22 protein-coding genes are annotated in these 24,931 nt (G+C 70.4%); 13 read left to right on the forward strand and 9 right to left on the reverse strand.

The features are described from left to right. Positions 1-124: 124 nt before the first annotated feature. The 7 genes from E4191_RS20940 to E4191_RS24390 all read left to right on the forward strand — a co-directional run bounded on the left by E4191_RS20940 (position 125) and on the right by E4191_RS24390 (position 7,229). The gene (locus tag E4191_RS20940) at positions 125-1,642 is read left to right on the forward strand and encodes a polysaccharide biosynthesis/export family protein (protein WP_139616291.1); all 1,518 of its coding nucleotides are present in this window, start codon (positions 125-127) and stop codon (positions 1,640-1,642) included. Further along, positions 1,639-2,319 carry a hypothetical protein gene (locus tag E4191_RS20945; protein WP_139616292.1) on the forward strand — a complete coding sequence of 227 codons (681 nt, stop codon included), beginning with the start codon at positions 1,639-1,641 and terminating at the stop codon, positions 2,317-2,319. The genes E4191_RS20940 and E4191_RS20945 overlap by 4 nt, the downstream gene beginning before the upstream one ends. Then, positions 2,312-3,136 carry a hypothetical protein gene (locus E4191_RS23950; RefSeq protein WP_176562839.1) on the forward strand — a complete coding sequence of 275 codons (825 nt, stop codon included), beginning with the start codon at positions 2,312-2,314 and terminating at the stop codon, positions 3,134-3,136. The genes E4191_RS20945 and E4191_RS23950 overlap by 8 nt, the downstream gene beginning before the upstream one ends. Further along, positions 3,133-4,662, forward strand: coding sequence for a GT4 family glycosyltransferase PelF (gene pelF, locus E4191_RS20955; RefSeq protein WP_139616449.1), 1,530 nt, complete (start codon positions 3,133-3,135; stop codon positions 4,660-4,662). Before E4191_RS23950 ends, pelF begins: the two co-directional genes overlap by 4 nt. Beyond that, positions 4,662-6,086 carry an exopolysaccharide Pel transporter PelG gene (gene pelG, locus E4191_RS20960; protein ID WP_139616293.1) on the forward strand — a complete coding sequence of 475 codons (1,425 nt, stop codon included), beginning with the start codon at positions 4,662-4,664 and terminating at the stop codon, positions 6,084-6,086. Before pelF ends, pelG begins: the two co-directional genes overlap by 1 nt. A 301-nt stretch (positions 6,087-6,387) precedes the next feature. Beyond that, positions 6,388-7,056, forward strand: a complete 669-nt coding sequence (locus tag E4191_RS24385) for a response regulator (RefSeq protein ID WP_228461904.1) — start codon at positions 6,388-6,390, stop codon at positions 7,054-7,056. Continuing rightward, a complete protein-coding gene (locus E4191_RS24390; protein WP_228461905.1) occupies positions 6,996-7,229 on the forward strand; it encodes a LuxR C-terminal-related transcriptional regulator in 234 nt (77 codons plus the stop codon). The genes E4191_RS24385 and E4191_RS24390 overlap by 61 nt, the downstream gene beginning before the upstream one ends. A gap of 111 nt (positions 7,230-7,340) precedes the next feature. On the opposite strand, the gene E4191_RS20970 is transcribed toward E4191_RS24390, so the two are convergent. After that, entirely contained in the window at positions 7,341-8,996 is a 1,656-nt protein-coding gene (locus tag E4191_RS20970) for a BCCT family transporter (protein WP_139616295.1), read from the reverse strand. 257 nt (positions 8,997-9,253) lie between these two features. Between E4191_RS20970 and E4191_RS20975 the strand changes: the two genes are divergently transcribed. Continuing rightward, positions 9,254-10,498 carry a glycosyltransferase gene (locus tag E4191_RS20975; RefSeq protein ID WP_139616296.1) on the forward strand — a complete coding sequence of 415 codons (1,245 nt, stop codon included), beginning with the start codon at positions 9,254-9,256 and terminating at the stop codon, positions 10,496-10,498. Between the two features lie 15 nt (positions 10,499-10,513). Here E4191_RS20975 and E4191_RS20980 read toward each other — a convergent pair whose 3' ends face one another. Then, a complete protein-coding gene (locus tag E4191_RS20980) occupies positions 10,514-11,104 on the reverse strand; it encodes a DUF2585 family protein (protein WP_139616297.1) in 591 nt (196 codons plus the stop codon). 181 nt (positions 11,105-11,285) lie between these two features. Here E4191_RS20980 and E4191_RS20985 point away from each other — a divergent pair, with 181 nt between their 5' ends. Beyond that, positions 11,286-11,636: a DUF4112 domain-containing protein gene (locus tag E4191_RS20985; protein WP_228461906.1), complete on the forward strand. Its 351-nt coding sequence runs from the start codon at positions 11,286-11,288 to the stop codon at positions 11,634-11,636. Between the two features lie 3 nt (positions 11,637-11,639). On the opposite strand, the gene E4191_RS20990 is transcribed toward E4191_RS20985, so the two are convergent. Together E4191_RS20990 and E4191_RS20995 are read right to left on the reverse strand one after the other, a co-directional pair. Beyond that, on the reverse strand, positions 11,640-12,716 hold the full coding sequence (locus tag E4191_RS20990) for a hybrid-cluster NAD(P)-dependent oxidoreductase (RefSeq protein WP_139616298.1): 1,077 nt from the start codon (positions 12,714-12,716) through the stop codon (positions 11,640-11,642). Next, on the reverse strand, positions 12,717-13,961 hold the full coding sequence (locus E4191_RS20995; protein WP_228461907.1) for an aromatic ring-hydroxylating oxygenase subunit alpha: 1,245 nt from the start codon (positions 13,959-13,961) through the stop codon (positions 12,717-12,719). Positions 13,962-14,197: 236 nt separating this feature from the next. On the opposite strand from E4191_RS20995, the gene E4191_RS21000 reads away from it, so the two are divergent. Continuing rightward, a complete protein-coding gene (locus E4191_RS21000; RefSeq protein WP_139616299.1) occupies positions 14,198-15,898 on the forward strand; it encodes an ABC transporter ATP-binding protein in 1,701 nt (566 codons plus the stop codon). Between the two features lie 69 nt (positions 15,899-15,967). On the opposite strand, the gene E4191_RS21005 is transcribed toward E4191_RS21000, so the two are convergent. Beyond that, positions 15,968-16,948: a siderophore-interacting protein gene (locus E4191_RS21005; RefSeq protein ID WP_139616300.1), complete on the reverse strand. Its 981-nt coding sequence runs from the start codon at positions 16,946-16,948 to the stop codon at positions 15,968-15,970. A 188-nt stretch (positions 16,949-17,136) separates the two neighbouring features. On the opposite strand from E4191_RS21005, the gene E4191_RS21010 reads away from it, so the two are divergent. Together E4191_RS21010 and E4191_RS21015 are read left to right on the forward strand one after the other, a co-directional pair. Continuing rightward, the gene (locus tag E4191_RS21010; RefSeq protein ID WP_139616301.1) at positions 17,137-19,290 is read left to right on the forward strand and encodes a malate synthase G; all 2,154 of its coding nucleotides are present in this window, start codon (positions 17,137-17,139) and stop codon (positions 19,288-19,290) included. 84 nt (positions 19,291-19,374) lie between these two features. Then, positions 19,375-20,550, forward strand: a complete 1,176-nt coding sequence (locus E4191_RS21015; RefSeq protein WP_139616302.1) for a nucleotide sugar dehydrogenase — start codon at positions 19,375-19,377, stop codon at positions 20,548-20,550. A gap of 5 nt (positions 20,551-20,555) precedes the next feature. On the opposite strand, the gene E4191_RS21020 is transcribed toward E4191_RS21015, so the two are convergent. Continuing rightward, the gene (locus tag E4191_RS21020) at positions 20,556-21,167 is read right to left on the reverse strand and encodes a hypothetical protein (RefSeq protein ID WP_139616303.1); all 612 of its coding nucleotides are present in this window, start codon (positions 21,165-21,167) and stop codon (positions 20,556-20,558) included. A 150-nt stretch (positions 21,168-21,317) separates the two neighbouring features. Between E4191_RS21020 and E4191_RS21025 the strand changes: the two genes are divergently transcribed. Then, on the forward strand, positions 21,318-21,581 hold the full coding sequence (locus E4191_RS21025) for a hypothetical protein (RefSeq protein ID WP_135818501.1): 264 nt from the start codon (positions 21,318-21,320) through the stop codon (positions 21,579-21,581). Here the strand turns inward: E4191_RS21025 and E4191_RS21030 are convergent. The 3 genes from E4191_RS21030 to E4191_RS21040 all read right to left on the reverse strand — a co-directional run bounded on the left by E4191_RS21030 (position 21,578) and on the right by E4191_RS21040 (position 24,839). Then, positions 21,578-22,942 (reverse strand): ABC1 kinase family protein, encoded by a 1,365-nt coding sequence (locus E4191_RS21030; RefSeq protein WP_139616304.1) that lies wholly within the window; start codon positions 22,940-22,942, stop codon positions 21,578-21,580. The genes E4191_RS21025 and E4191_RS21030 overlap by 4 nt on opposite strands. Then, a complete protein-coding gene (locus tag E4191_RS21035; RefSeq protein ID WP_139616305.1) occupies positions 22,939-23,883 on the reverse strand; it encodes an NAD(P)/FAD-dependent oxidoreductase in 945 nt (314 codons plus the stop codon). The genes E4191_RS21030 and E4191_RS21035 overlap by 4 nt, the downstream gene beginning before the upstream one ends. Before the next feature lie 74 nt (positions 23,884-23,957). Then, positions 23,958-24,839, reverse strand: a complete 882-nt coding sequence (locus tag E4191_RS21040) for a LysR family transcriptional regulator (RefSeq protein WP_139616306.1) — start codon at positions 24,837-24,839, stop codon at positions 23,958-23,960. Positions 24,840-24,931: the final 92 nt, after the last annotated feature.

Raw genomic sequence — 24,931 nt, forward strand, 5'->3', positions numbered from 1 at the left:
CCTGCGGCGGTCATTCTCCGCTCGCCCTTAAGCCAATTGAGCGCAGATTCGAATTATCGTAGTTTCCCGGCACTGCAAAGTTATTTCTCCAAAGCCCCGCGACATGGCAGGCAGAGGACAGGGCATGACGACTGGTGTAAGTGGTTTTCTGGTCAGCGCGGGCATCGTCGCCACGGGTCTGGGCGGGTTGTGGGTCTGGCCCGCGGTGCAGCAGGACGGCCTGGTCGCGCTGACGGACCGGGCGGCGGAACTGGTCGCGCGCATGGGGATCGCGGGCGGCGGGACGGTCGTGCCGCCCGACAATTCGGGCGAGGGGCGGCTGCCGCGCGCGGCGGTGTCGGAATCCCTGCCGCCCGCGCCGGTCGCGGCGCTGCGGCAACCAGCCTCGGCAATGCCCATCCCCGCGGAATGCGACGCGGCGGGCCGCGGCCCGGACGTGGCCGTGCCGGGCGACCGGATCAGCCTGCGCATCTTCGAGACCTCGGTCCTGGCCGCCCCCGATGCCGCGGCCCCGGCGACCGACATCGTCTTCGAGCGGCTGGACCTGTCAGGGGTCTACGACGTCGCGGGCACCGGCGCCCTGTCGCTGCCCGCCCTGGGGCATCTGGACGTCGCGGGCCGGTCGCTTTCCTGCATCGAGGCGCTGGTCGCCCGCGCGTCCTTCGACCGGATGGCCAGCCAGACCCTGATCAGCGCGGCCTTCGACAGCCGCCCTCCGGTGCTGGTGCAGGGCGCGGTCCGCGCGCCCGGGGCGCATGGCTACAGCCCCGGGCTGACGGTCGCCCGCCTGCTGGCTCAGGCCGGGGCGCTGGACGACCGCGACCCGGCGGCGCAGGTGCGGCTGATCGCGCTGAAGGCACGCGAGGCCGAACTGGCCAAGACCCGCGCCAGCCTGGCGCTGGAGCGCCTGCGCCTGCAGGCGTCGCTAAACGGCACCGGCGACCTGCCCGCGGACAGCTCGGCGGTGCAGGCGGCGCTGGACCTTCTGGGCCCCGAACGCGTGGCCAGCGAACGCACCGCCCTTGCCGCGGACAGGCGTGCCGAGGACCTGCGCCGCGCCCGGACCGAGGCGACGCTGGCCGATCTGGCCGCCCGGATCGAAAGCGCCGAACAGCAGCGCGCCGTGGCCGACACCCAGCTGGCCTATTACGCCGCCCGCCGCGCCCAGCAGGCCGAGATGCTGCAGAACGGCTTCATCACCGACCAGCGCCTGGACGAGACGGCCATGCGGGCGATGGATGCCGAACGCATCCATCTGGAAAAGCTGGACCTGATGTTCCGGCTGCAGGCCGACCGGCGGCTGGCCCAGCAGGACGCCCAGCTGGCCAGGTCCGAGCGGATCCGCGAGATGACCGCCGAGCTGCGCAAGGTCGCCACGGCCTCGGATGCGGCCGACAGCGCCTTCGACACCGTCATGGCCGAGCTGGAGCTGTTCGCGCAGGACGGCCTGCGCCTGTCGGTGACCATCGATCGTCCCGCCGATGCGACCGCGACCACCGCCATCGCGGCGGCGATGGACACGCTGATCCGCCCGGGCGATCTGGTGACGGTCCAGCCCGCCCCGGCCTCTGATGACGAGGATCTGGCCGGACCGGCGGGCGCGACGCCCCCCGCCCCGATCCAGAGCGCGTCGCGCGAATGACCCGGCCCGTCCAGACCCTAACTTCGGACCTGCCCCGCCCCCCGGCCGCCACCGACAGCTTCCTGCGCGGCTTCGTGGGCAGCGCCGTCCTGCTGCTGGCGATCGACCTCTCCGAACGCCTGCTGTTCGGCGAGGGCTATTTCTCAAGCCTCTCTTGGCATCCCTTCTGGATCGTCATCCTGCTGGCCGCCGTCCAGCACGGGCTGTTCGTGGGCCTGTCGGTGGTCGGGCTGGCGACGCTGCTGATGGACTGGCCCACCCGCCCGGTCGGCGTCGACATCACCGAACATTACGGCGACATCGCGACCGTGCCCGCGCAATGGCTGGTCATCGCGCTGTTGATCGGCCTCTACCGCCAGCAGCAGCTGGCGCGCGAGCGGCGGATCATCCTGGAGCGCGACCGGCTGCGCGAGGTCAATCTGGTGCTGGCCGGAGAGATCCACCGCCTGGACGCCTTCGTGGCCCGGGCCGAGCTGGCGGCGGCGACCGGGATGCCGGGGGCCGGGGCGACGCCCGGGCACCCGGTGCTGGCCCCGGTGCCCGAGGACGCCGACGGCGGCGACCGGGACGACCGCGACCCGGGCGGGTCCGAGCCCGCGCCCGAGGTGCCCGAGGATGACCGGCTGCCCGCCGACCGCGCCGCGGTCCCGCACGCCGCGCAGGCGGCCCGTGGCTGAGCGCGCCGCAGCGCGGCCTTGGGCCTTCGGCCTGGCGCCGGCGGTGCTGACGGGGCTGGCGGCCTTGGCGGATATCGTCCTGATCCTGGGCTGGCTGGCGGGGGACCTGTCGGCGACGGCGGTGCTGGGGTGCCATCTGGCGCTGGTAGCGGCCGTCGCGGGCGCGGCGCGGCTGGTCTGCCGCGAGGCCCCGTCCGAGGGGCTGGTCCGGGTCGTCCTGCTGCTGCTCTTCGGTCCCTTCGGCGGGCCGGTGCTGATGATCGCGGCCCCCGGCCCCGCCGCGACCGACACGGCCCTGCGCGGGACCCCGCGCCCGCGCGGCGCCCGGCCCCGCGATGCGGCGGACCGGCTCCACGACCAGATCCGCCAGGGACGCCGCCACCCGCTGCCCCAGATCGCCGCCCCGGCCTTCCTCGACCGGCTGGCGGGCGGCACGCTGGACCAGCAGCAGCAGGCGATCGCCGCGATCTCGCGCAGCTACCACCCCGACATGCGGCCCGCGCTGATGGCGGCGCTGGCCTCGCCCGTGCCGGCGCTGCGCGTGCAGGCCGCCGCCGTCTTCGCCCGGCTGCGCGGCAGCTATGGCGCGCAGGCCAAGGCGCTGCTGGCCCGGCCCGATGCCCCCGCGCAGGCGCTGCGCGATGTCGCGGCCTCGGGCTTCGTCGATGCCGACACCTGCGCCCTGCTGCGGGCGGCGCTGCTGCGGTCCGAGGAGGACCGGGCCGCGCAGATGTCGGGCGCCGCCACCGCCGCCTTCCGCCCCGCGCTGCTGGAGGCGCCGCGCCTGCGCCGCTATGCCTGCGGAGGGGTCGGATGACCGCCGCCCCCACCACCAACCCTGCCGCCACCCCCGCCGATGTCTGCCTGGTGGTCGAGGGCTGCTATCCCTTCGTCGCGGGCGGCGTGTCCTCGTGGCTGGACTGGCTGATCCGCACGCAGCCCGACACGACCTTCGCCGTGGTGGCCATCGTCGCCGACCAGCGCCCGCGCCAGATGCGCTACGAGCTGCCCGCCAATGTCGTGGCCTTCCAGGTCCTGCCGCTAGCCCCGCGCATCCGCAAGCCGGGGCTGCGCCGCCCCGATCTGGACGGGCGGCGGCTGGCCGACCTGATGCACCGGGTGCTGCGCCAGGGCGATGCGGCCGGGTTCGATGCGCTCTGCGACCTGCTGGCCGAACCCGTCAGGCGCCAGCCCTTCGGATTTCTGGGCCCCGCCGCGCCGCCCGATTTCGGTGACCTCACCTCGTCGCCCGCCGCATGGCAGGCGCTGACCGACTGCTACGGACGTATCGCGCCCGAGGCCGCGTTCAGCGACTTCTTCTGGGCGTGGCGCAACCTGGCGGGCAGCCTGCTGGCCATCGCCACCGCGCCGGTGCCGCCCGCGCGGACCTATCACGCGATCTCGACCGGATATGCGGGGCTCTATGCGGTGCGGGCGGCGCGCGCGCAGGGGCGCACCGCGGCCATCACCGAACACGGCATCTATACCAACGAGCGCCGGATCGATCTGGTCATGGCGGACTGGATCGCCGACACCATCGACAGCGGCCTGTCGGGGGACGACGCGCGCACTGATGTGCGCCGCTTCTGGATCGACAGCTTCGAATCCTTTGCCCGCATCGCCTATCAGGGCTGCCTGCGGGTCACGACGCTCTATGGCGCGAACCAGTCGTTCCAGCGGGCCCTGGGCGTCCCCGAGGCCAAGCTGCGCGTCATCCCCAACGGCATCGCGCTGCAGAAATTCGCGGCCATCGCCCCGCAGACCGCAGGCCGCCGCCCTACCGTGGCGCTGATCGGGCGCGTCGTGCCGATCAAGGACATCGAGGCCTATATTGCCGCCGCAGCCCTGGTGCGCCGCGCGATCCCCGATGTGCGGGTGCTGGTCATCGGCCCGACCGACGAGGATCCCGACTACGACGCCCTCTGCCGGCGCCGCGTGGCCGAGCTTGGGCTGGAGGAGACCATCGCCTTCACCGGCAAGGTCGACATCATGGACTATCTGCCCGTCATCGACGTGCTGGTGCTGACCAGCATCAGCGAGGCCCAGCCCCTGGTGCTGCTGGAGGCCGGGGCGGCGGGCATCCCCTGCGTGGCCACCGATGTGGGATCCTGCCGCGAGATCATCGAAGGCGCCCCGGACGAGCAGCCCCCCCTGGGGCTGGCCGGGCGCATCGCGCCGCCCATGGACGCCGAGGCGATCGGCACGGCCATCACCCAGCTGATGGCCGACCCGGCCCTGCGCGCCGCCTGCGGCGAGGTGCTGCGCCGCCGCGTGCAGACCTATTTCACCTCCGAGATCTCGGCGGGGCGCTATGCGGACCTCTATCGCGAGCTGGTCGCCTGATGGCCGCCACGGCGCGCCTCGGCGCCCATCTGCGAGCCATCCTGCGCGAGGCGCGATGGGTCGCGGGCGATCCGCTGCTGGCCTCGGTCCTGCGCCTCGGCGCGGCGATCATCGTGGCGGCGGGGCCGTGGCTGGTCTCGGTCACGGCGCTGGCGATCATCTCGGTCACGATGACGCCGGTGATGGGCTTCGCGGCGGTCGAGGACCTGCGCCTGACGGTCGTCTATGCCTTCTGCATCGCGCCGCTGGCCGCCGGACCGATCGGTGCCATCGCCGCCCGCCGCGTCTCTGCGGCCCTCGAGGCGGGGCGGCCCGCCACCGTTGCCGAGCTGTTCCTGTCCGCCGCCGCCCTGTCCTCGGCCGTGGCGCAGATCATCGCCATCCTCGCCTGCCTCATCCTGGAGATTGAACCCGTGGGCGTGGCCATCGGCTTCGTCTTCCTGACCGGCACGGCGGCGCTGCTGTGGACCAGTTTCGCCGTGCTGGCCGCCCTGCGCGCCTTCGGCTTCCTGATCGCGGCCTTCACCGGCGGCATGGCCCTGTCGGTGGCCTGCGCGCTGGTCGCCGCCAGCCGCGGCCCCACGACCGAGATCCTGATCTGGTGCCTGGCCGCGGGCCTGTCGCTCTGCGTCGCGCTGTCGATCCGCCATGTCCAGCGGCTCTGTCCCAGCAGCTACGCGACCCTGCGCGCCACCAGCCTGGACCTTCTGGCCCAGCTGCGGGCGCATGCGGTCCTGTGTGCGGGCGTGCTGTTCGCCATCTGCGGGGTCTGGATCGACAAATGGGTGTTCTGGTTCGGGCCCGACGGCGTGCGCTCGGCGGCGGGCTATCTGCATGCCAGCGGCTATGACAGCGTGATGTTTCTGGCGCATCTGTCGGTCATCCCCAGCTATGCCGCCCTGCTGATCTTTCACCATGGCGATCTGGTCGCCGCCATCGACCGCTTCCACGCCGCCCTGGAGGATCGCGCGACCTATGCCCTGCTGCAGGAGCGGCTGCAGGATCTGGTCCGCACCGCCTGGTCGGGGGTCTTCACCATCGTCGTGGTGCAGTCGGCGGTGACCGTGGGGCTGGTGCTGATGTCGCCGCTGCTGGAGCGGTCGCTGGATTTCAGCTTCGACCAGTTCCTGATGCTGCGGATCGGGTTCATCGGCTGCCTCGGCCATGCGGTGATGTTCCTGTGCTGCGCGCTGCTGCTGGTCGCCAACCGCACGGCGCATTTCGCGCTGATCCAGGGGGCGTTCCTGGTGCTGAACCTAGGGCTCAGCATCGGGCTGTCCCTGGTCCTGGGCATCTCGGCCTATGCGTTCTTCTGCAGCGCGCTGATCGCCGGCGCGGTGGCCTTCTATGCCGCCTACCGGGCGCTCTCGGATTACGACTACCACCTGTTTCTGGCCGAGAATGATTCGCTTTATGCCAAGTGAGTCGATCGGGCGCGGGGGCCGGGCGCCGTTTCAAATGACCATGCAAATCCTTGGGTTGATCGGGCGGCAAACCCGCTCAATCTGAGTCCGACACCACCCCCCGCCCCGTCGCCCGGATCGGCAAAACCCGGCCGTTTCGCAGGTGAATCCAGACTGATCGGTACCATTTGAGGCGACACCCTCCGCCATTTGTCGTAACGTGGGTGTGATCGGGCCGATGGCGCTGTCGGGCAAGATGCCGATCATGTTTTTTACGGTAACCGGTTCATAACGGGGCGCATTCGGAATGATTTCCTGCACTTTGGTTCTGCACGACCCGAACGCATTGCGGGCGGCAGCTTTCGCATCGATCCTCTCTCCCTGGGCGCAGCAGTCCCAAGTCGAGCTGCGGATCACCCATGACCCGGAGGAGCTGGCGAACCTGCCCGATCTGGGCACGACCGCCTGCATCTATCCCATCGGCGGGTGGTCCCTGCGCCATCCGAACGTCACCCGGACCATCGCCCGGCTGCGCGCCATCTCTCCGACCAGCCCGCTGATCGTCTTTGCCGACGAGGCCGACAGTGCCGAGATCGCGGCGGCGATCAATGGCGGCTTGCAGGGCTTCATCCCGACGACCATGCCCGCGAACGTGGCGCTGGCGGCGATCCAGTTCATCATCAATGGCGGGACCTATCACCCCCATCCGCTGGCAGGCGCCCGCAGCCCGGCGCCCCTGCCGGTGGCGCGTGTCCGCACCTTGGACGATCACCGGCCCGCCGCCCCCGACCGCCCCGCCCCCTGGCCACCCGCCCGTCCCCGGTCCTGGCCGGCAGCCCGCGCTGGACCGGCCCCAACCAACCCGTGGCGCGTCCCGAGACGGAGGCTCCCTTCCAGCCCGACGCCCCGACCAAGCGGCGCCATGTCGAGGTGCTGGAGTTTCTGGCCAAGGGCGAGACGAACAAGGAGATCGCCCGCCATCTCAACCTGACCGAGGCGACGATCAAGGTCTATGTCCGCGAGCTGATGAAGCATTTCAGCGCCAAGAACCGGATGCAGGTCGCGCTGAAGGCCTCGGCGCTGGTGCAGGCTCAGGCGACCACGCCCCAGCCCGAGGACGACCCCGAGCAGATCGCGCCCCGCCCGGCGATGAGCTGCCGCTGACGGATAGGCTGGGGCCCATGTCCAGGACTGGCATTAGCCGGGGACGATGCCCCGGCGACGTCGTTCAACCTGCTGCGAACCGACAGCCGCAGGGGTTGTAAGCCCCAGTATTCAGGTCGGGGACTGCACCTTTTCGGGTTCCTCCGGCACCGTCGGGTCGAACTCGCTCAGGGCGGGGCGCTTGCCGATGGTGATGTGCTCGATGTCCTCGGCCGCGAAGCCCCGGATCAGCGCCGGGATCATCATGAAGACCAGCAGGAAGATCGGCAGGCCCACGACCGTGATGACCTGCTGCAGCGCGGTCAGCCCGGCCTCGCCCGCCAGCAGGATCAGGGTCGCGGCGATGGCGCCCTCGGCCAGGCCCCAGAAGACGCGCTGGCGCACGGGGCCGGGCTCGGCGGTGCCCGAGCACAGCATGTCGACCACCAGCGAGGCCGAATCCGACGAGGTCGCGAAGAAGATTGCTACGACCAGCACCGCCAGCCCCTGCATCAGCGGCGCCCAGGGAAGTTCGGCGAAGAAGGCGAACATCGCCAGCGGCACGGATTCGGTCACCGCTGCGCTGATGCTGCCCGCGGCGGGGCCCATCGCCTCGCGTGCGGCCAGTCCCAGGCCGTCGATCTGCAGCGCCTGCCAGCCGAAGATCGCGAACCAGATCACCGTGAACAGCGACGGCGCCAGCAGCACGCCGAAGACGAATTCCCGGATCGTCCGCCCGCGCGAGATGCGCGCCACGAACAGCCCGATGAAGGGCGACCAGGTCACCGTCCAGGCCCAGTAGAAGACCGTCCAGTCGCCCTGCCAGCCCCAGTCCCCGGTGGCCATCCCCTCGCCATGCAGCATGTCGTTCCAGAACGCCAGCCGCGGCAGGTTGGACAGGTAGAGGCCCATCGTCTCGACGATGCCGCGCAGCAGGAACAGGGTCGAGCCGGTGATCAGCACGAACAGCATCAGCCCCACGGCCATGCCGATATTCAGGTTCGACAGGAACTTCACGCCCTTGTCCAACCCCGCCACGATCGAGATCGTGGCCACGATGGTCAGGCTGCCCAGGATCGCCAGCCGCAGCCCGGTGTCGTTGGACCAGCCGAACAGCTCGGACAGACCCGCCGCCACCTGCGACGATCCCAGGCCCAGGGACACCGCGACGCCGAACAGCGTGCCCAGGATCGAGACGATGTCGATGGTCTTGCCGATGGGCCCGTGGATCCCCTCGCGCAGCAACGGGTAGAAGACAGAACTGACCCGCACCGGCAGGTCGTAGCGGTTGATGAAATAGGCGAAGGCCAGCCCCGGCAGCGCGAAGATCGTCCAGGTGTGCAACGCCAGGTGATAGAGCGAGATCGAGATCGCGTCCTGCGCGGCCTGCAGGGTGAAGGGCTCGACCCCCGGCAAAGGCGGCGTCTGGTAGTGGCTGATCGGCTCGGCCACGCCCCAGAACATCAGGACCGTGCCGATGCCGCCCGCGAACAGCATCGTGAACCATGACAGATTGGTGTATTCGGGGCGCGAGTTGCGCGGCCCAAGCCGGATATGGCCGTGCCGCGACATGGCGGCATAGATCAGGAAGCCCAGCCAGACATTCACCGCCAGGATGAAGAACCAGCCCAGATTGGTCACGATCCAGGCCCGCCCGGTGGCGAAGGCGGCGCCGATCGGCTCGGGCATGGCGACCAGCAGGACCACGAAGACGAGGCTGAGCCCCGCCGAGGCGAAGAAGATTGTCGGGTCCACCCGAAGGCCCAAACGCTGTGCCAACTTGTCCATGTTCTGCCCTCACGTCCTTGATTTGTCAGGGTCAAGTTCCCCGCGCCCCGATCGTTCCGACCGAATGTCGCATTCTTCGATCTGATCGCACGCCAGCCAATTCCGCCGGCAGCGTCTGAGCCCCTGTCACGACCCCGCGCTGGCCGTGTGTGAACGGGTCGTTTCGGCACCACCGGCGGGGCGGGGTTTTCTCCTGCGGGAACAACTCACAGCCGCCATGGTTGAGGGATGACAGAAGGCTGTCGCCGGAGACGACAATGGTACTGCATGACAAGCCGGGGTCGTCCATCGTCATGGTCTGTCCCCCCTATCCCAGCCACGTGCAGGCCTTCGAGGCGCTGGCCCGCGAATTGCGCGCACGCGGGCATCAGGTCCGATATCTCTGTGCCGACAGCGCACGCTGCCTGCCCGTGCCGCCCGTACCCCCGCCCGCGCGGCAGCGGCTTGCAGGGCTGCGCGACGACATCGCGCAGGGCGCGGACCGCACCGACCGGCTGTGCCGCCACGGCCCGGCGCTGATCGCGGGGCTGCGCGCCGACCTGATCCTGGGCGACCAGACCGAGCCGGCCGCCGGGCTGATCGCGGAGCACCTGGGCCTGCCGATGATCTCGGTCGCCTGCGCCCTGCCCTTCGACCCCGAACCCGGCGTTCCGCTGCCCTTTCTGGGCTGGCGCTGCGATCCCTCGCCCAAGGGGGTCGAGAGGCTGGCCTCGGCCCGGCGCATCGCCACCTGGGTCATGTCGGCGCATGGCCGGGTGATGCAGCACCATGCCGATGCCTGGGGGCTGGGGCGGCGGCGCGATTTCGCGGATTGCCTGTCGCCTGAACTGACACTGGCGCAGACCCCGCCGGGCTTCGACTATCCCCGCCCGGTGGGCGGCGCGCGGGTCCGGCATCTGGGACCGTTCCGCGACGCCCCCACCGCGCCCTTCCCAGACGACATCCGCCTCGATCCCGACCGGCCCTTCGTCTTCGTCAGCCTGGGCACGCTGCAGGGTCACCGGCTGGCGCTGCTGGCGCGCATCGCGCGGGCCTGCCGCCGCGCCGGGGCGCAGGTGCTGGTGACCCACGGCCAAGGACTGTCGGCGGCCCAAGCCGCCCGCATCCCGGCCGAGTGGGTCCGCGCCTTCGTGCCGCAGCGGGCGGTGCTGGCGCGGGCCGACCTGTGCGTGACCCATGCCGGGCTGAACACCACGCTGGAATGCCTGGAGCAGGGCGTGCCGATGCTGGCCCTGCCCCTGGCCAACGACCAGCCGGGGGTGGCGGCGCGCATCGCGGCCTGCGGGGCGGGGCTGCGCCTGTCGCCACGCTTCGCGACCGAGCGGCGCCTGTCGGCGGCGGTCCGGCGCCTGCTGGACGAGGGGGCGTTCCGTGCCCAGGCCCAACGCTTTGCCCGCCAGGCCCCGGCCTGGCCCGGCGCCGCGGGCGCGGTGGACCTGATCGAGACGCATCTCTTCGGGCAGGCCAGCGACCCGGTCACCCCGGCGATCCTAAGGGCCTGAAACCCCAAGCCGCGCTCAGATCATCTGCACCGCGCGCAGCGTGGCCATGAGGAACCCGTCCCCGATCCAGAGCGAGACCAGCACCTCGATGGCGGCGGCCAGCACCAGCACCGCCCGCCATGGCAGCAGCCGCCACGCGATCCACGCCCCCAAGGCGGCCGCCGCCGTGTCGGCCATCGCGTTCAGCAGGCTGTCGCCGCGATAGTCGCGCGGGTCGCCGGTGTCATAGTTGAACAGCTGGATGGATTGCGGCAGGTTCTCGGCCAGCTCCCACAGGGTGCTGCCGGTCACGACCACCGCGATCAGGGTCCAGGTCCCCCAGCCCGGGCGCATCCAGGCCAGCCAGGCCACCAAGAGCGCGCCGAAGACCAGATGCAGCAGGCTGTAGGGGTCCAGCATGATCAGCGAGTTCGAGGCCGGGTTGTCCGGCATCGCCCAGATTCGCCCACAATCGCAGCCCAAGGGGCGGTCCAGCACGGCGAAGAAGACAAGCTTGGCCGCCACCGCCAGCGCGATGACCAGAAAGGCCGGGCCGGGGGCCAGCCCCGTGCCGCCCCAGCCCAGAAGCGGGCGGCGGCTTGCGGTCGGGGCGCTGTCATCTGTCATCAGGGTTCATTCTGGTCACGTCCGGCAGGGATGCAAGGCGGCTTCTGCCCGGGCGGGACGGGAACCGCCAGCCCAACGCCGCCCCGCGGCGAACGTTTCCCGGCCCGGATGCCGCAGGCCCCCGCCCGGCCCCTCGCGGCGCGCCAAGGGAACCCGGACCGCCCCCCAAGGCTTCGGCCCCATGACAGATCATCCCGACATGGCCCGATTCCAGCGCCTCGACCGGCTGTCGCAGCGGCTCGATTCGATCTTTCGCATCCCGGGCACGCGCATCCGCATCGGCTTCGATTCCATCGCCGGGCTCTTGCCGGTGATCGGGGATGCGGCGGCGACGGTGCCCGCCGCCTGGATCGTGCTGGAAAGCCGCCGCATGGGCCTGCCGCGCCACAAGATGATGCGCCAGATCGGCAATGTCGCGATCGACGGCATCGTGGGCAGCATCCCGCTGCTGGGCAGCCTCTTCGACATCGGCTTCAAGGCCAACCTGCGCAATGTCGAGATCCTGCGCCGGCATCTGGACCGCCAGCCCTGACGTTCAGACCTCGACGGCGATGCGGCCCATCGGGTTGGAGCAGCAGGCCAGGATCCAGCCCTCGGCGATGTCCTCGTCGCTGATGCCGCCATTGTGGACCATGTGGACCTCTCCGGCGGTCTTGCGGATCCGGCAGGTCCCGCACAGCCCGAAGGTGCAGCCCGAGGGGATGTTCAGCCCCGCCCGCTTGGCCACGGCCAGCACGGTGTCGGTCTCGGCGCAGACCGCCGTCACGCCGCTGGTCGCGAAATGCACCTGCGCGCGGGCGTCCTGATCGGGGGCCACGTCCTCGATCACCGGCGCCTCGGCCTCGGAGGCCACTGGCGCGCCGAAGCTTTCCTGGTGATAGCGGTCCATGTCGTAGCCAAGCGAGACCAGCATCTCGCGCACCGCCTGCATGAAGGGCTCGGGGCCGCAGCAGAAGACCTCGCGCTCCAAGTAATCCGGTGCCATCAGGCCCAGCATCAGGCTGTTCAGGCGACCCTGATAGCCGTGCCAGACGCGGAACGGCTCTGGCTGTTCCACCGTCAGGCGCAGCTGCAGGCCCGGCACGCGGGCGACGTAATGTTCCAGCTGGTCGCGGAAGATGATGTCGGACGGGCGCTGCGCGGCATGGACGAAGACGATGTCGGTGTCCTGCGCCCGGTCCCAGGCCCAGGTGGTCATCGACATCATCGGCGTGATGCCCGAGCCGGCAGAGATGAACAGGTATTTCGCCGCCGGATGGCGGTGAAAGCTGAAGATGCCGTTCGGGCCATAGGCCCGGATCCGCATCCCCGGCGTCAGGTGGTCCAGCATCCAGCGGGTGCCCACCGAGGCCGCCTGCGCCTTGACCGTGACCGAGATCGACAGCGGCCGCGAGGGCGACGAGCTGATCGTGTAGGTCCGCTGCACGTTGCCACCCGGAACCGGCAGGTCCAGCGTCACGAACTGCCCCGGCTGATAGTCAAACCACGCCCCCGAGGGCGCGCGGAAGATGAAGCTGTAGGTGTCGCGCGTCTCGGGCACGACCATGACGCATTCCAGCGCCTCGTCATCCGCCCAGGGTTCGGCGGTCCAGTTCTGGCGGGGGCGCGCCATCTATTCCGCCGCCATCCGCGTTCTCAAGCGCGCCGCCATCAGCCCGCAATACCAGTCGATCAGGTGGATCACCCCGGCCTCCTGGCTGGGGGAATAGGGGCCGGGCTCGTAGGCGGGCGACAGGATGCCCGCCTGGTTCTCCTCGACCACCTGGCGGTCCTCGTCATTGGTGTTCAGCCAGACGCGGGTCAGCGTCTCCAGATCGTAATCCACCCCCTCGACGGCGTCCTTGTGGACCAGCCAGTTGGTGGTGACCTGCGTCTCCGTGGGGCTGATCGGCAGGATGCGGAAGACGATGGCATGATCGGCCAGGAAGTGGTTCCAGGACGACGGGAAGTGATAGAACATCAGGCTGCCCGCGTCATTCCACGGCATCTGGCCCATGCGCCGCGCGACCGCGGCCTTGCCCGACATGGTGAAGCTTTCCTGATCGTCCATCAGCGGCACCCGCGCCATGCGCCACTGCATGTCGGGCGCATTGATGAAGCGCGCGGGCAGCCCCGCCGCATCGCAGCGGTCCCAATGCGCCAGGATCTCGGGCGAGGCCGCGTTCGGCCCCTCCATCACCGTCATCAGCGGATCGTCGGAATAGGTCCGGCAGAGCGAGGGATGGCTGCCGCCGCAATGATAGCATTCGCGGTTGTTCTCCATCACCAGCTTCCAGTTGCCCTTCTCGACGATGGTCGAGCTGTGGGCCACCTTGGCCTCCGCCAGCCCCGAGGGGGCGACATAGCGCATCAGGTTCACGGCCAGCTCGTTGATGGCGGGCGGGATCTGCGCCAGGCAGATGAAGACCATCCCCTTCAGATCGACGCAATGCACGGGCTTGAGGCTGTATTTCGACGGGTCGAAATCGGGGCCCATGTCGCGGGCGAACAGCAGCTTGCCGTCCAGATCGTAGGTCCATTGGTGATAGGGGCAGACCAGCTTGGGGTTGGTGCCCCCCGCCTTTGCGCACAGCCGCTGGCCGCGATGGCGGCAGACATTGTGAAAGGCCCGGATGCGCCCGTCCGCGCCGCGCGTCAGGATCACCGGGTAATCGCCGACCTGCATCGTGACATAGCTGCCGGTCTTGGCCAGCTCGCAGGCGGGGGCCGCGAACAGCCATTCGCGGTACCAGATCTGCTGCAGATCGTCGCGATAGGCGTCCTCGCCGCAATAGAGGTCGCGCGGCAGCGCGTGGCCCGGACGGCGCGTGGCGATCAGCTCGGCGGTGGTCATCGGGGCGGTCGGGGCATGGGTCATGGCGGGCTCGGGGATTTTGGGGCGGGTGGCGTTCGGCTCACCCTAGTCGTCCCGGCGCCGCGACGTGGCAGGATTGCGACATTCGGCCAGCGGAAACAGACATGGGCGCGACATGTGCCGGGGCTAATCCTAGCAATTGGGTAAGGTATGCCTTGACACCCCTGCCCGATTGGGCCGATCACCCCGGCAGCTTGGCCCCCTTCCCCTGCCCGTCCCGCCCGAAAAGGACGCCCCCGATGCTGCGCCAGTTCTTCGCCTATTACCGCCCCTTCATGGGCCTCTTCTGGCTGGATTTCGGCTGCGCCGTCCTGTCGGGCCTGCTGGAACTGGCCTTCCCGCTGGCCGTCACCTATTTCATCGACCGGCTGCTGCCGCAGGGCGACTGGACGCTGACCGTCGCCGCCGCCTGCGGGCTGCTGGTCCTTTATATCGTCAATACCGGGCTGCTGACGGTGGTGATCTACTGGGGCCACAAACTGGGCATCAACATCGAGACGGCGATGCGCGCCCGGGCCTTCGACCACCTTACGCGCCTGTCCTGGCGCTGGTACGACCGCGCCCGCACCGGCAAGCTGATCGCCCGCGTCACCCGCGATCTGGAGGAGATCGGCGAGGTCGCCCATCACGGCCCCGAGGATGCCTTCATCGCCATCATGACCTTTGTCGGCGCCTTCGGGCTCATGTACTGGATCAACCCTCAGCTGGCGGTGATCGTGGCGCTGATCGTGCCCGCCATGCTGGCGCTGGTCATCGTCTATGGCGGCCGGATGACCCGCACCTGGCGCGCCATCTATTCCCGCGTCGGCGATTTCAACGTCCGCCTGGAGGAGACCTTGGGCGGGGTCCGCGTCGTGCAGGCCTTCGGCAACGAGGCGCATGAAAGCCACCTGTTCGCCGCCGACAATGCCCGCTACCGGCAGGCCAAGCTGGACGCCTACCGCGTGATGGCGGCATCCTCCGCGCTGCAATACATGGGGCTGCGGCTGGTGCAGGTGATCGTGATGGTCGTGGGCGCGGGCTATGTGCTGTCGGGCGATCTGACCACCGGCGGCTTCGTGGGATTCCTGCTGCTGGTCGGCGTCTTCTACCGCCCCCTGGAAAAGATCGCCGCCGTGATCGAGACCTATCCGCGCGGCATCGCCGGATTCCGCCGCTATCAGGAGCTGCTGGCCACCGAACCCGAGATCGCGGATGCCCCCGACGCCATCGACGCCCCCGCTTTGGCCGGAGAGATCCGCTTCGACAACGTGGGCTTCGCCTATGACGAGGGCCGCCCGATCCTGCAGGGGATCGACCTGACCGTGCGGGCGGGCGAGACGCTGGCCTTCGTCGGCCCCTCGGGCGCGGGCAAGACGACGCTGCTGGCGCTCTTGCCACGCTTCTACGACCCCACGCAGGGGCTCATCACCATCGACGGCATCGCCCTGCCGCAGATGCGCCTGTCCAGCTTGCGCCGCCAGATCGGTCTGGTCAGCCAAGACGTGTTCCTCTTCGGCGGCAGCCTGCGCGAGAACATCGCCTATGGCCGCCTCGACGCCTCGGAAGACGAGATCCGCCAGGCCGCCGCCAAGGCGCAGCTCTCCACGCTGATCGACGGCCTGCCCGAGGGCCTGGACACGATCGTGGGCGAACGCGGGGTGATGCTGTCGGGCGGCCAGAAGCAGCGCGTGGCCATCGCCCGCGCCTTCCTGAAGAACCCGCCCATCCTGATCCTGGACGAGGCCACCAGCGCCTTGGACAGCCAGACCGAACGAGAGATCCAGTCGGCGCTGGACGCCCTCTCGCAAGGCCGCACCACGCTGGTCATCGCCCACCGCTTGGGCACGATCCGCAATGCCGACCGCATCGTCGTCATGGACCATGGCCGCATCGCCGAACTCGGCACCCATGCCGACCTGATCGCGCAGAGCGGCATCTATGCCCGCCTCGCGGCCTGACCTTTCTTCTTCACGCAAATATCCGGATCCGGCGCCCCCGCCACCCCGCCGCCGGGCAGGGGCGCCGCCTCAATCCCAATAGGCCGCGGCGGTGAAGTCGCGCCGCGGCCAGCCCCGCGCCAGCAGATGCTGCCGCGCCGCCCGCGCCTCGGGCGCGTGGCCCGCCAACCAGACATGGCCCTGGGGCAGATTCGCCGCCGCCAGCGCCCCCAGCAGATCGTCGGTCCGCGTCAGGCGCGGATCATCGGCCAGCGCACCCAGATCCTCGGGCGCCGCGCGGATCCAGGCGCGGACCGGCCCGCTGACCAGATGCGGCGCCAGATCCAGCATCCGGGCGATGGCCGGCAGCGCCGTCTGGTCACCGAAGAGGCTCAGCGCCGGTCCCTCGGGGCACCAGCCGCCGCCCGGGCCGATGATCGCCACCTGCGATCCCTCGACCCCCGACATGGCCCAATCGCAGGTCGGGCTGCCCGCATGGCGGAAGATGTCGAACTCCAGGCAATCCCCCTGCTGCGCCGCAACCGTATAGACGGGCCGGTGCAGCGCATCCGCCCCCTCGGGCCATGAGGTCCGCCCCGAGGCCGCGACGCGCGGCCAGACCGCCGCCCGGCCCGGGGGCGGCAGCAGCAGGCGGAAATGCAGGCTGGTCTCGCCGAAGCGCGCGGCCTCGGGGCCCTGCAGGCGGATGCGCAGAAAGCCCGGGCTGCGGCGGATGACGGCGGCCACGCGCATCACCGACAGGCCCGGCGCCAGCGCGCCCTCGTCGACGCGGTCCCATGCGACCTCCAGCCCGGCCTCGGCGAAGATCTCGGTGGCGCTGTCCTGCAAGGTGCCGATCAGCCGCGCCTCGGGGGCCAGCAGCTCGATCCGGGCGCTGTCGGTCTCGGCGGTCAGGCGCAATTCGCAACCCCAGACAAACAGGGACAGCACCCCCGGCGTCTCGGTCAGGGGCGCCTCCCACGCGCTGGCGCGGGCCTTCAGCGCGGCGGCGGCGGCGCCCGAGGCGCGGGGAATGACGCCGTGGCGGCGGTGGCTGGCAAGAAGCGACATGCGCGGACCCTTTTTTCCTGCCCGCATGTTTCTGGTTCCAGACGGAATTTGTCAACTTTGATTCGTCGCGCTGTTTTGCCGATTCTGGAAAATGCTTCCAGAACGCTTGGCAAATGGTGCCGCCTGTCGTATCCCATGGGGGACGGGCACCGAGTGCCGAATCCCGACAGACCCCGAGGAGACACCCCATGGACCGATCCTTCACCCCCCTTCACGGCCTCGAGGTCGATGCCGAATTCGCCGATTTCATCGCCGACCGCGTCCTGCCGGGCACCGGGGTCGCGCCCGACGCCTTCTGGCAGGGCTATGCCACGTTGCTGGACGGCTTCGCGGCCGAGAACCGCGCCCTTCTGGACCGCCGCGCCGAGCTGCAGGCGCAGATCGACGCCTGGCACAAGGGCCGCGGAAACCAGCCCTGGGACGCCGCCTCCTATCGCGCCTTCCTGACCGAGATCGGCTACCTGACCCCCGAGCCCGCCCCCTTCAGCGTCGAGAACGGCGCCATCGACCCCGAGATCGCCACCCTGGCCGGGCCGCAGCTGGTCGTGCCGGTCAGCAATGCCCGCTTCGCGCTGAACGCCGCGAATGCGCGGTGGGGCTCGCTCTATGATGCGCTCTACGGCTCGGACGTGATGGGGCCGGTGCCCTCGGGCGGCTTCGACGCCGCGCGCCGCGATGCGGTCGTGGCCCGCGCGGCCCAGGTCCTGGACCAGGCGCTGCCGCTGCTGGCGGGCAGCCATGCGGGGGTCGAGGCCTACGGCGCCGACGATCAGGGCCTGGTCGCCACCGTCGCCGGTCAGCCGGTGCGGCTGGCCGATCCCGACGCCTATGTCGGCACCCGCACCGAGGGCGCCCAGACCGCGTACGTGCTGCGCCACAACGGGCTGCATGTCGAACTGGTCATCGACCCCGGCCATCCGATCGGCGCGGCCTCGGCCTCGGGCCTGCGCGACGTGGTGATGGAGGCCGCGCTGTCGGCCATCCAGGACTGCGAGGACAGCGTGGCGGCGGTGGATGCCCCCGACAAGATCGGCGTCTATGCCAACTGGCTGGGGCTGATGCGCGGCGATCTGGAGGACAGCTTCGACAAGGGCGGCAAGACCATGACCCGCCGCCTGAACCCCGACCGCCGCGTGACCCGGCCCGACGGCACGACCGTCACCCTGCAGGGCCGCGCCCTGCTGCTGGTGCGCAACGTGGGCCATCTGATGACCACCGACGTGATCCGCAAGGACGGCCAGCCCACCCCCGAGGGGCTGATGGATGCGATGGTCACCGTGGCCTGCGCGATGCACGACCTGAAGAAGACCGACGGCCCCCGCAACAGCCGCGCGGGCGCCGTCTACGTGGTCAAGCCCAAGATGCACGGCCCCGACGAGGCGGCCTTCGCCGACCGCGTCTTTGCCCATGTCGAAGCCGTGCTGGGCCTTGCGCCCAACACCGTCAAGCTGGGCCTGATGGACGAGGAGCGCCGCACCAGCGCGAACCTGGCGGCCTCGATCCACGCGCTGCGCCATCGGCTGTTCTTCATCAACACCGGCTTCCTGGACCGCACCGGGGACGAGATCCACACCTCGATGCAGGCGGGCGCCTTCCTGGGGCGCGACGCGATGAAGGCGGCGGCGTGGCTGTCCGCCTACGAGGATCGCAACGTGCTGATCGGCCTGGCCTCGGGGATGCGCGGCCGGGCGCAGATCGGCAAGGGCATGTGGGCCAAGCCCGACGCCCTGGCCGAGATGCTGGAGGCCAAGATCGGCCATCCGAAATCCGGCGCCTCGACGGCCTGGGTCCCCTCGCCCACGGCGGCGACGCTGCACGCGCTGCACTACCACGTGGTCGACGTGGCCGCGCGCCAGGACGAGCTGGAAGGCCGCCCGATCCCCGATCTGGACCTGCTGCTGACGCCTGCGCTGGCCGATGCGCCCATGGCCCAGGACAAGGTCGCCCGCGAGCTGGAGAACAGCGCGCAGGGGATCCTGGGCTATGTCGTGCGGTGGGTCGATCAGGGCATCGGCTGTTCCAAGGTGCCCGACATCGACGACGTGCAGCTGATGGAGGACCGCGCCACCTGCCGCATCAGCGCGCAGTATCTGGCCAACTGGCTGCAGCACGGCGTCGTCTCGACCGAGCAGGTCGAGGATGCGCTGCGCCGCATGGCCGCCAAGGTCGATGCCCAGAACGCGGGCGATCCCGCCTATCGCCCCATGGCGCCGGACTTCGACGGCCCGGCCTTCCTGGCGGCGCGCGATCTGGTCCTGACCGGGGCCGACCAACCCTCGGGCTATACGGAACCCGCGCTCCATGCCCGCCGGGCCGAGGCCAAGGCGCTGCAGGCCGGCTGAACCCGCGCGCGCGGGCCGGGCGGTTGCGATGCCGCCGCCGCGCGCCTAGGGTGCGCTCCGCAACAAGGGCAGGAGCGTACCCACATGTCGGGACATATCATCGCGGTCGCCGGGATCGGCTATGTGGGCCTGTCGAACGCGGTCCTGCTGGCCGGGCGCAACACGGTGCGCGCGCTGGACGTGGACGCGGGCCGCGTGGCCATGCTGAACGACCGGCGCTGCCCGATCATCGACGCGGACATCGCCCACCACCTGGCGACCCGCGATCTGGACCTGACCGCCACGACAGATCCCGCCACCGCCTATGCGGGCGCCGACCATGTCATCGTGGCCACGCCCACCAACTACGATCCCGTCACCAACCGTTTCGACACCTCCAGCGTCGAGGCGGTGATCGCGGATGTCATGCGGCTGGCCCCGCAGGCGGTGATCGTGGTGAAATCGACCGTGCCCGTGGGCTTCACGCTGGACGTGCGGGCGCGGCTCGGCACCGATCAGGTGATCTTCAGCCCCGAATTCCTGCGCGAGGGCCGCGCGCTGCACGACAACCTGCACCCCTCGCGCATCGTGGTGGGCGAGGACAGCCCGCGCGGCCGCGTCTTCGCCGACCTGCTGGCCGAGGCGGCGCTGGACGACGATGTGCCGATCCTGCTGACCGGCCCGACCGAGGCCGAGGCGATCAAGCTGTTCGCCAACACCTATCTTGCCCTGCGTGTGGCCTATTTCAACGAGCTGGACAGCTATGCCCTGACCAGCGGGCTGGACAGCCGCCAGATCATCGAGGGCGTGGGCCTGGATCCGCGCATCGGCGGGCATTACAACAACCCCTCCTTCGGCTATGGCGGCTACTGCCTGCCCAAGGACAGCAAGCAGCTTCTGGCCAACTATGCCGACGTTCCCCAGAACCTGATCGCCGCCGTGGTCGAGGCGAACCGCACCCGCAAGGACGTGATCGCCGACCATATCCTGGCGCGGAAGCCGCAGGTGGTGGGGATCTATCGGCTGGTGATGAAGGCAGGGTCGGACAATTTCCGCCAGTCCGCCGTGCAGGGCATCATGAAGCGGCTGAAGGCCAAGGGGGTCGAGGTCATCGTCTACGAGCCCGCCATGTCCGAGGCGCGGTTCTTCGGATCCGAGGTGATCACCGACCTGGCGGCCTTCAAGGCGCGTGCCGGGCTGATCGTGGCGAACCGGCTGACCGACGACCTGACGGGCGTCGAGGACAAGGTCTATACCCGCGATCTCTTCGGCGGCGACTGACCGCCCTACAGCCCCTTGCGCATCTGCGCCTCGATCTCGCGGCGCTGGCGGCGCGAGCGGATCTGCTGGGCGGCCAGGTTCAGCGGACGCAGGGACAGCGTGTCGCCGTCGCGGCGCATGGCGAAGCGGCGGGTGGCGGCGGTGATATGGCTGTCGGCGGCGGTGATGGCGGCCACGGTGATCTGCAGATGGCGGATGTCGGCGGGCGCGATCTGGTCGAAGCCTTGGTGCCGGGCGCGGTCCAGCAGGTCGGTGACGCTGCCGATCTCGACATGGTCGCCGCTTTTCAGCGCGCCCTGCAGCGTCGCCTGGCGCGGGGTCTCGTGCTGGTCGCGGGCGATCTCGGTCCGGTCGGCGACGGATGACATGCGCTCGCCATCGGCGGTCCAGACGGTCAGCATGATCTCCAGCACGTAGAGCGGCTCCAGCCCCAGGTTGCTGACCAGGATGCGGGCGGACAGGTCGCGCGCGCCGCCCAGATGGATCAGGATCTCGGTCCGGCGCTGGCGGCGCATGCCCAGCACCAGGATATGCAGATAGACCACCCAGACCAGCGCCGTGATCGCCGCCATCGCGGCCTGCACCAGCCCGCTGTTCTCCGACACCCAGTCCCACATGGACGCGCCCCCTTTCCTTTTGCAACGCGCCCAACCCCCGCGAGGGGGCGATGTTCCATCGGCGCTTCTTCGCGGCGCCGCCGGACCCCTGCGGCGACGGGGCGCGTTTCCAACGTCCAAGACCCCCCACAACCCCCCATGAGGCCCGCCATGACCGACACCCCCATCTCCGTTCTGGAAGCGCGCCTCGAGGCGCAGCGCCGCCTGCTGGCGCGGATCGTCGCGGCCTTGGCGCCCGAGGCGCGCCAGCCGGTGATCGACTGGCTGGACCAGCACGACACCCTGCGCGACGGGCAGGAGGATCCCGGCGCCGTGCCGACCGAGGATACCGGCGCGGCCCTGGCCGTGTCCGAGGAGTTCCGCATGATCGCCCGGCTGGTGGGAGACCGCCTGCACGAGGTCGACCAGGCCTAGCTGCGCGCCGCCAGCATCCGGTCCAGATCCTCGGGGCGGATCAGCGCGTCCAGATCGACCCGCGCCCGCAGCCGCGCCAGCAGCAGATAAAGTCCCGCGATCTTGCGGTGCAGGAACAGGATCTCGGGCGGGGGCATCTCGGCCGGGGCGCGGGTGCGGGCCGCCTGCATGGCCGCATCTGCCACCTGCTGCGGGATGCCGCTGGAGGCCGGATCGAAGATCCCGCCCGCCCGCAGCGGCGCGAAGGCCACGTCCATCATGCCCAGAAGCATCTCCTGATGCGCCTCGGGCGTCTCGGGCCGGAAATAGCCGATGGCGATGGCGGCCTCGCGGATGTCGGCGCGATCCCCCGACAGGGCGGCCCGCAGCAGCGCCAGATAGCGCGGCGCGACGGGGGGTGAAAATCCCCGCGTGGCGCCGAAATCCAGCAGCACGATGCGGCCTCCGTCGGGATGGCCGCCCTCGGCCTGCCAGCGGTAGTTGGCGAAGTTCGGGTCGGTCTGCATCAGGTCGAAGCGGAACAGCTCCTCGATGACCAGGCGGCCCAGGTTCTGGGCGGCGCGGTCGCGGATGTCCTGAGGCGCCTCGGCCAGGGTCTCGATGGGGCGGCTGTCGATGAAGTCCATCGCCAGCACGTCGGGCGTGCTGAACTGATCGTCGGGCACCGGCAGCAGGAATTCGTCGCGCCCCGCCAGATTGGCGGCGTAGCGGCGCATCTGCTGCGCCTCGCGCAGGTAGTCGGCCTCGGCATGCAGCTGCTCGCGCGCCTCGGTCATCAGCGCGGGCAGGTCGATGCCGGGGGGCAGCAGGCCGGGGATCCGCATCATCAGGCCCAGATTGGCGATGTCGCTGTCGATGCTGTCCCGCACGCCGGGATACTGCACCTTGATCGCCAGATCGCGCCCGTCCTTGGTTTGCGCCCGATGCACCTGCCCGATCGAGGCCGCCGCGATCGGGCGCACCTGGAAGCGGGCGAAATGGCGCAGCCAGCCCGTCCCCCAGGCCGTGTCCAGCACCCGCTGCAGCTGCTTGGGGGGCATTGGGTCGGCATCGGCGCGCAGCCGCGACAGGATCTGCGTCAGTTCGGGCGGCAGCATGTCGCCCGCCTCCATCGAGACCAGCTGCCCCAGCTTCATCGCCGCCCCGCGCATCTGCGCCAGCTGCGCGGCCAGCCGCGCGGCATTGGCCGGGGTCAGGAACAGGTCCTGCGCGTTGGGGCGCTGGCCGGTGGCCAGCTGCCGCGCGCCCTGCGCCAAGGCGCGACCGCCGATGCCGCCCGCCAGCCCGCCGATGCGCAGCATGCGTGTCAGCCGCCCTTGCGGGACGGCGCGGGGGGTGCGGTCCGGGGGATCCTCGCTCATGGCCGGGCCAACAGATGGGCGGCCATCGCCTGCCCGCTGTCCCAGGCATGTGCGGCATCGGACCCAAGCGCCCAGTCCCCGCCCGCGACCAGCCCCGAGGCGTCATCGGCCAGGAAGGGCCGCCCGAGCGCGCGGTCGGTCCGGGCGTAAAGCCAGCGATGCGCCGCGCTGTGGCGCAGATGGGCGGCGTCCGCGCCCAGCTCGGCCAGAAGCAGCGGCGCCATCAGTTCGGCCAGCTCGGCGAAGGGCAGGTCGATATGGGCCATGCTCCAGTCCGGATCGGCATGGGCGACCCAAGGGGTCAGGGGCAGGTCCGCGCGGCCGGGCTTGGCGCCGTCCTGCCAGATCTGGTGCAGCGCGCCCTGGCACCGCCGGTGGACGAAGGGACGCGGCGCGGCGGGGTCCAGCCCCGCCATCAGCGTGACGCAGGCGTGATAGCTGATTTGCCCCAGATCCGCCGCGAAGGGATGATCCGCCCCCAGCAGGTCGCGGGCCTGCGGGGCGGGAATGGCCAGGACGACCAGATCGGCCTGATGCGCGATCCCCTCGCCGCCCAGATGCCAAACGCGGTCCTGGCGCTTAAGGGCGGTGACCATGGCGCCCTGCCGGACGTCCAGCCCTGCCGCCAGCGCCTTGGGGATGGCCGACATGCCGGGCAGGCCGGTCACGGCATGAGGATCGGCGTCGGGCCAGGGGGCGGCATGGCCCCCGGAGATCAGCCCGTCCAGACAGGCGGCAAGGCCGGGATCGCTTGCGGCCAGCCAAGGGGCGCCGTGATCGAAGCGCAGGCCGCCCTCCGCCCGGCGGGTGGCCAGACGGCCCCCGGGGCCGCGGCCCTTGTCGAACAGCGTGACGGACAGCCCCGCCTGCGCCAGACGGCCGGCGCAGGTCAGCCCCGCCAGCCCCGCGCCGATGATGGCCACCCTGATCCGTTCGCTCATGCGCCGCTTCCCGTCGTAATGCTGCGCCCATCAGCGCAGCCCCCGACGCCGGGCGCAAGGCGGCGTTTTGTCCGTCAGCGCAGATCTAGCCGGCCCATGAACTCCAGGAAGGCGGCCAGCGCGGCGGTGACCAGCTTGCGGCTGGAATAGACGATGTGGATGGGCACCCCGGGCAGGGCGTGGTCGGTCAGCACCGCGACCAGCCGCCCCTCGGCCAGATCCTCGGCCACCTGGAACTCGGGGGTCAGCGCGATGCCCTTGCCGCTGACCGCCAGCGCGCGCAGCAACTCGCCGTTGTTGCTGGAGAAGGTCGGCACGATCTTCTGATAGATCACCTCGGATCCCTGCCGCATGGGCCAGGTGCCGGTGCCGGGCAGGTTGGTGTAGTGCAGGCAATGGTGATCGCGCAGGTCGGCCGGACGTCGCGGCTGGCCCATGCGGGCGATGTAATCGGGCGAGGCGACCAGCAGGATGCAGGCATCCTGCAGATGCCGGGCATGCAGGCTGCTGTCCTCCAGCCGGCCGATGCGGATCACCGCGTCGAAGCCGTCGCGCGACAGGTCGGACCGGCTGTCGTCCAGCACCAGGTCCAGCTGGATGTCGGGATATTCCTCCATGAAGCGCAGCAGATGCGGCTGGAAGACCCGCATCGTGTACTGCACCGGCACCCCCAGCCTGAGCGGCCCCGAGGGATGGGCCGAGGCCGCGCGCACCGCCTCGGTCGCGGCGTCCAGGCGGGCCAGGACCTCGATCAGCTCGGCGCAGTAGCCGTGGCCCGCCGCCGTGGGCGTCACCGCGCGGGTGGTCCGCGTCAGCAGCCGGGTGCCCAGGTCCGCCTCCAGGTCCGAGATCATCTTGCTGGCCATGCTTTTCGAGATGCCGACCCGCCGGGCGGCGGCGGCAAAGCTGCCCTCGTCGACGATGGCCACGAACAGGCGCAGGCTCTTGATGTCCATGATCGGCCCCCCTGCCGGGACCGCGACATGCGCAAGGGCCGCCGACCGGATGGTCGACGGCCCTCGGGCCCCGTCAGCGGGGCCGTCCGGTC

The organism is Paracoccus liaowanqingii (assembly GCF_004683865.2).
GTDB classification, from domain to species: Bacteria; Pseudomonadota; Alphaproteobacteria; order Rhodobacterales; family Rhodobacteraceae; genus Paracoccus; species Paracoccus liaowanqingii.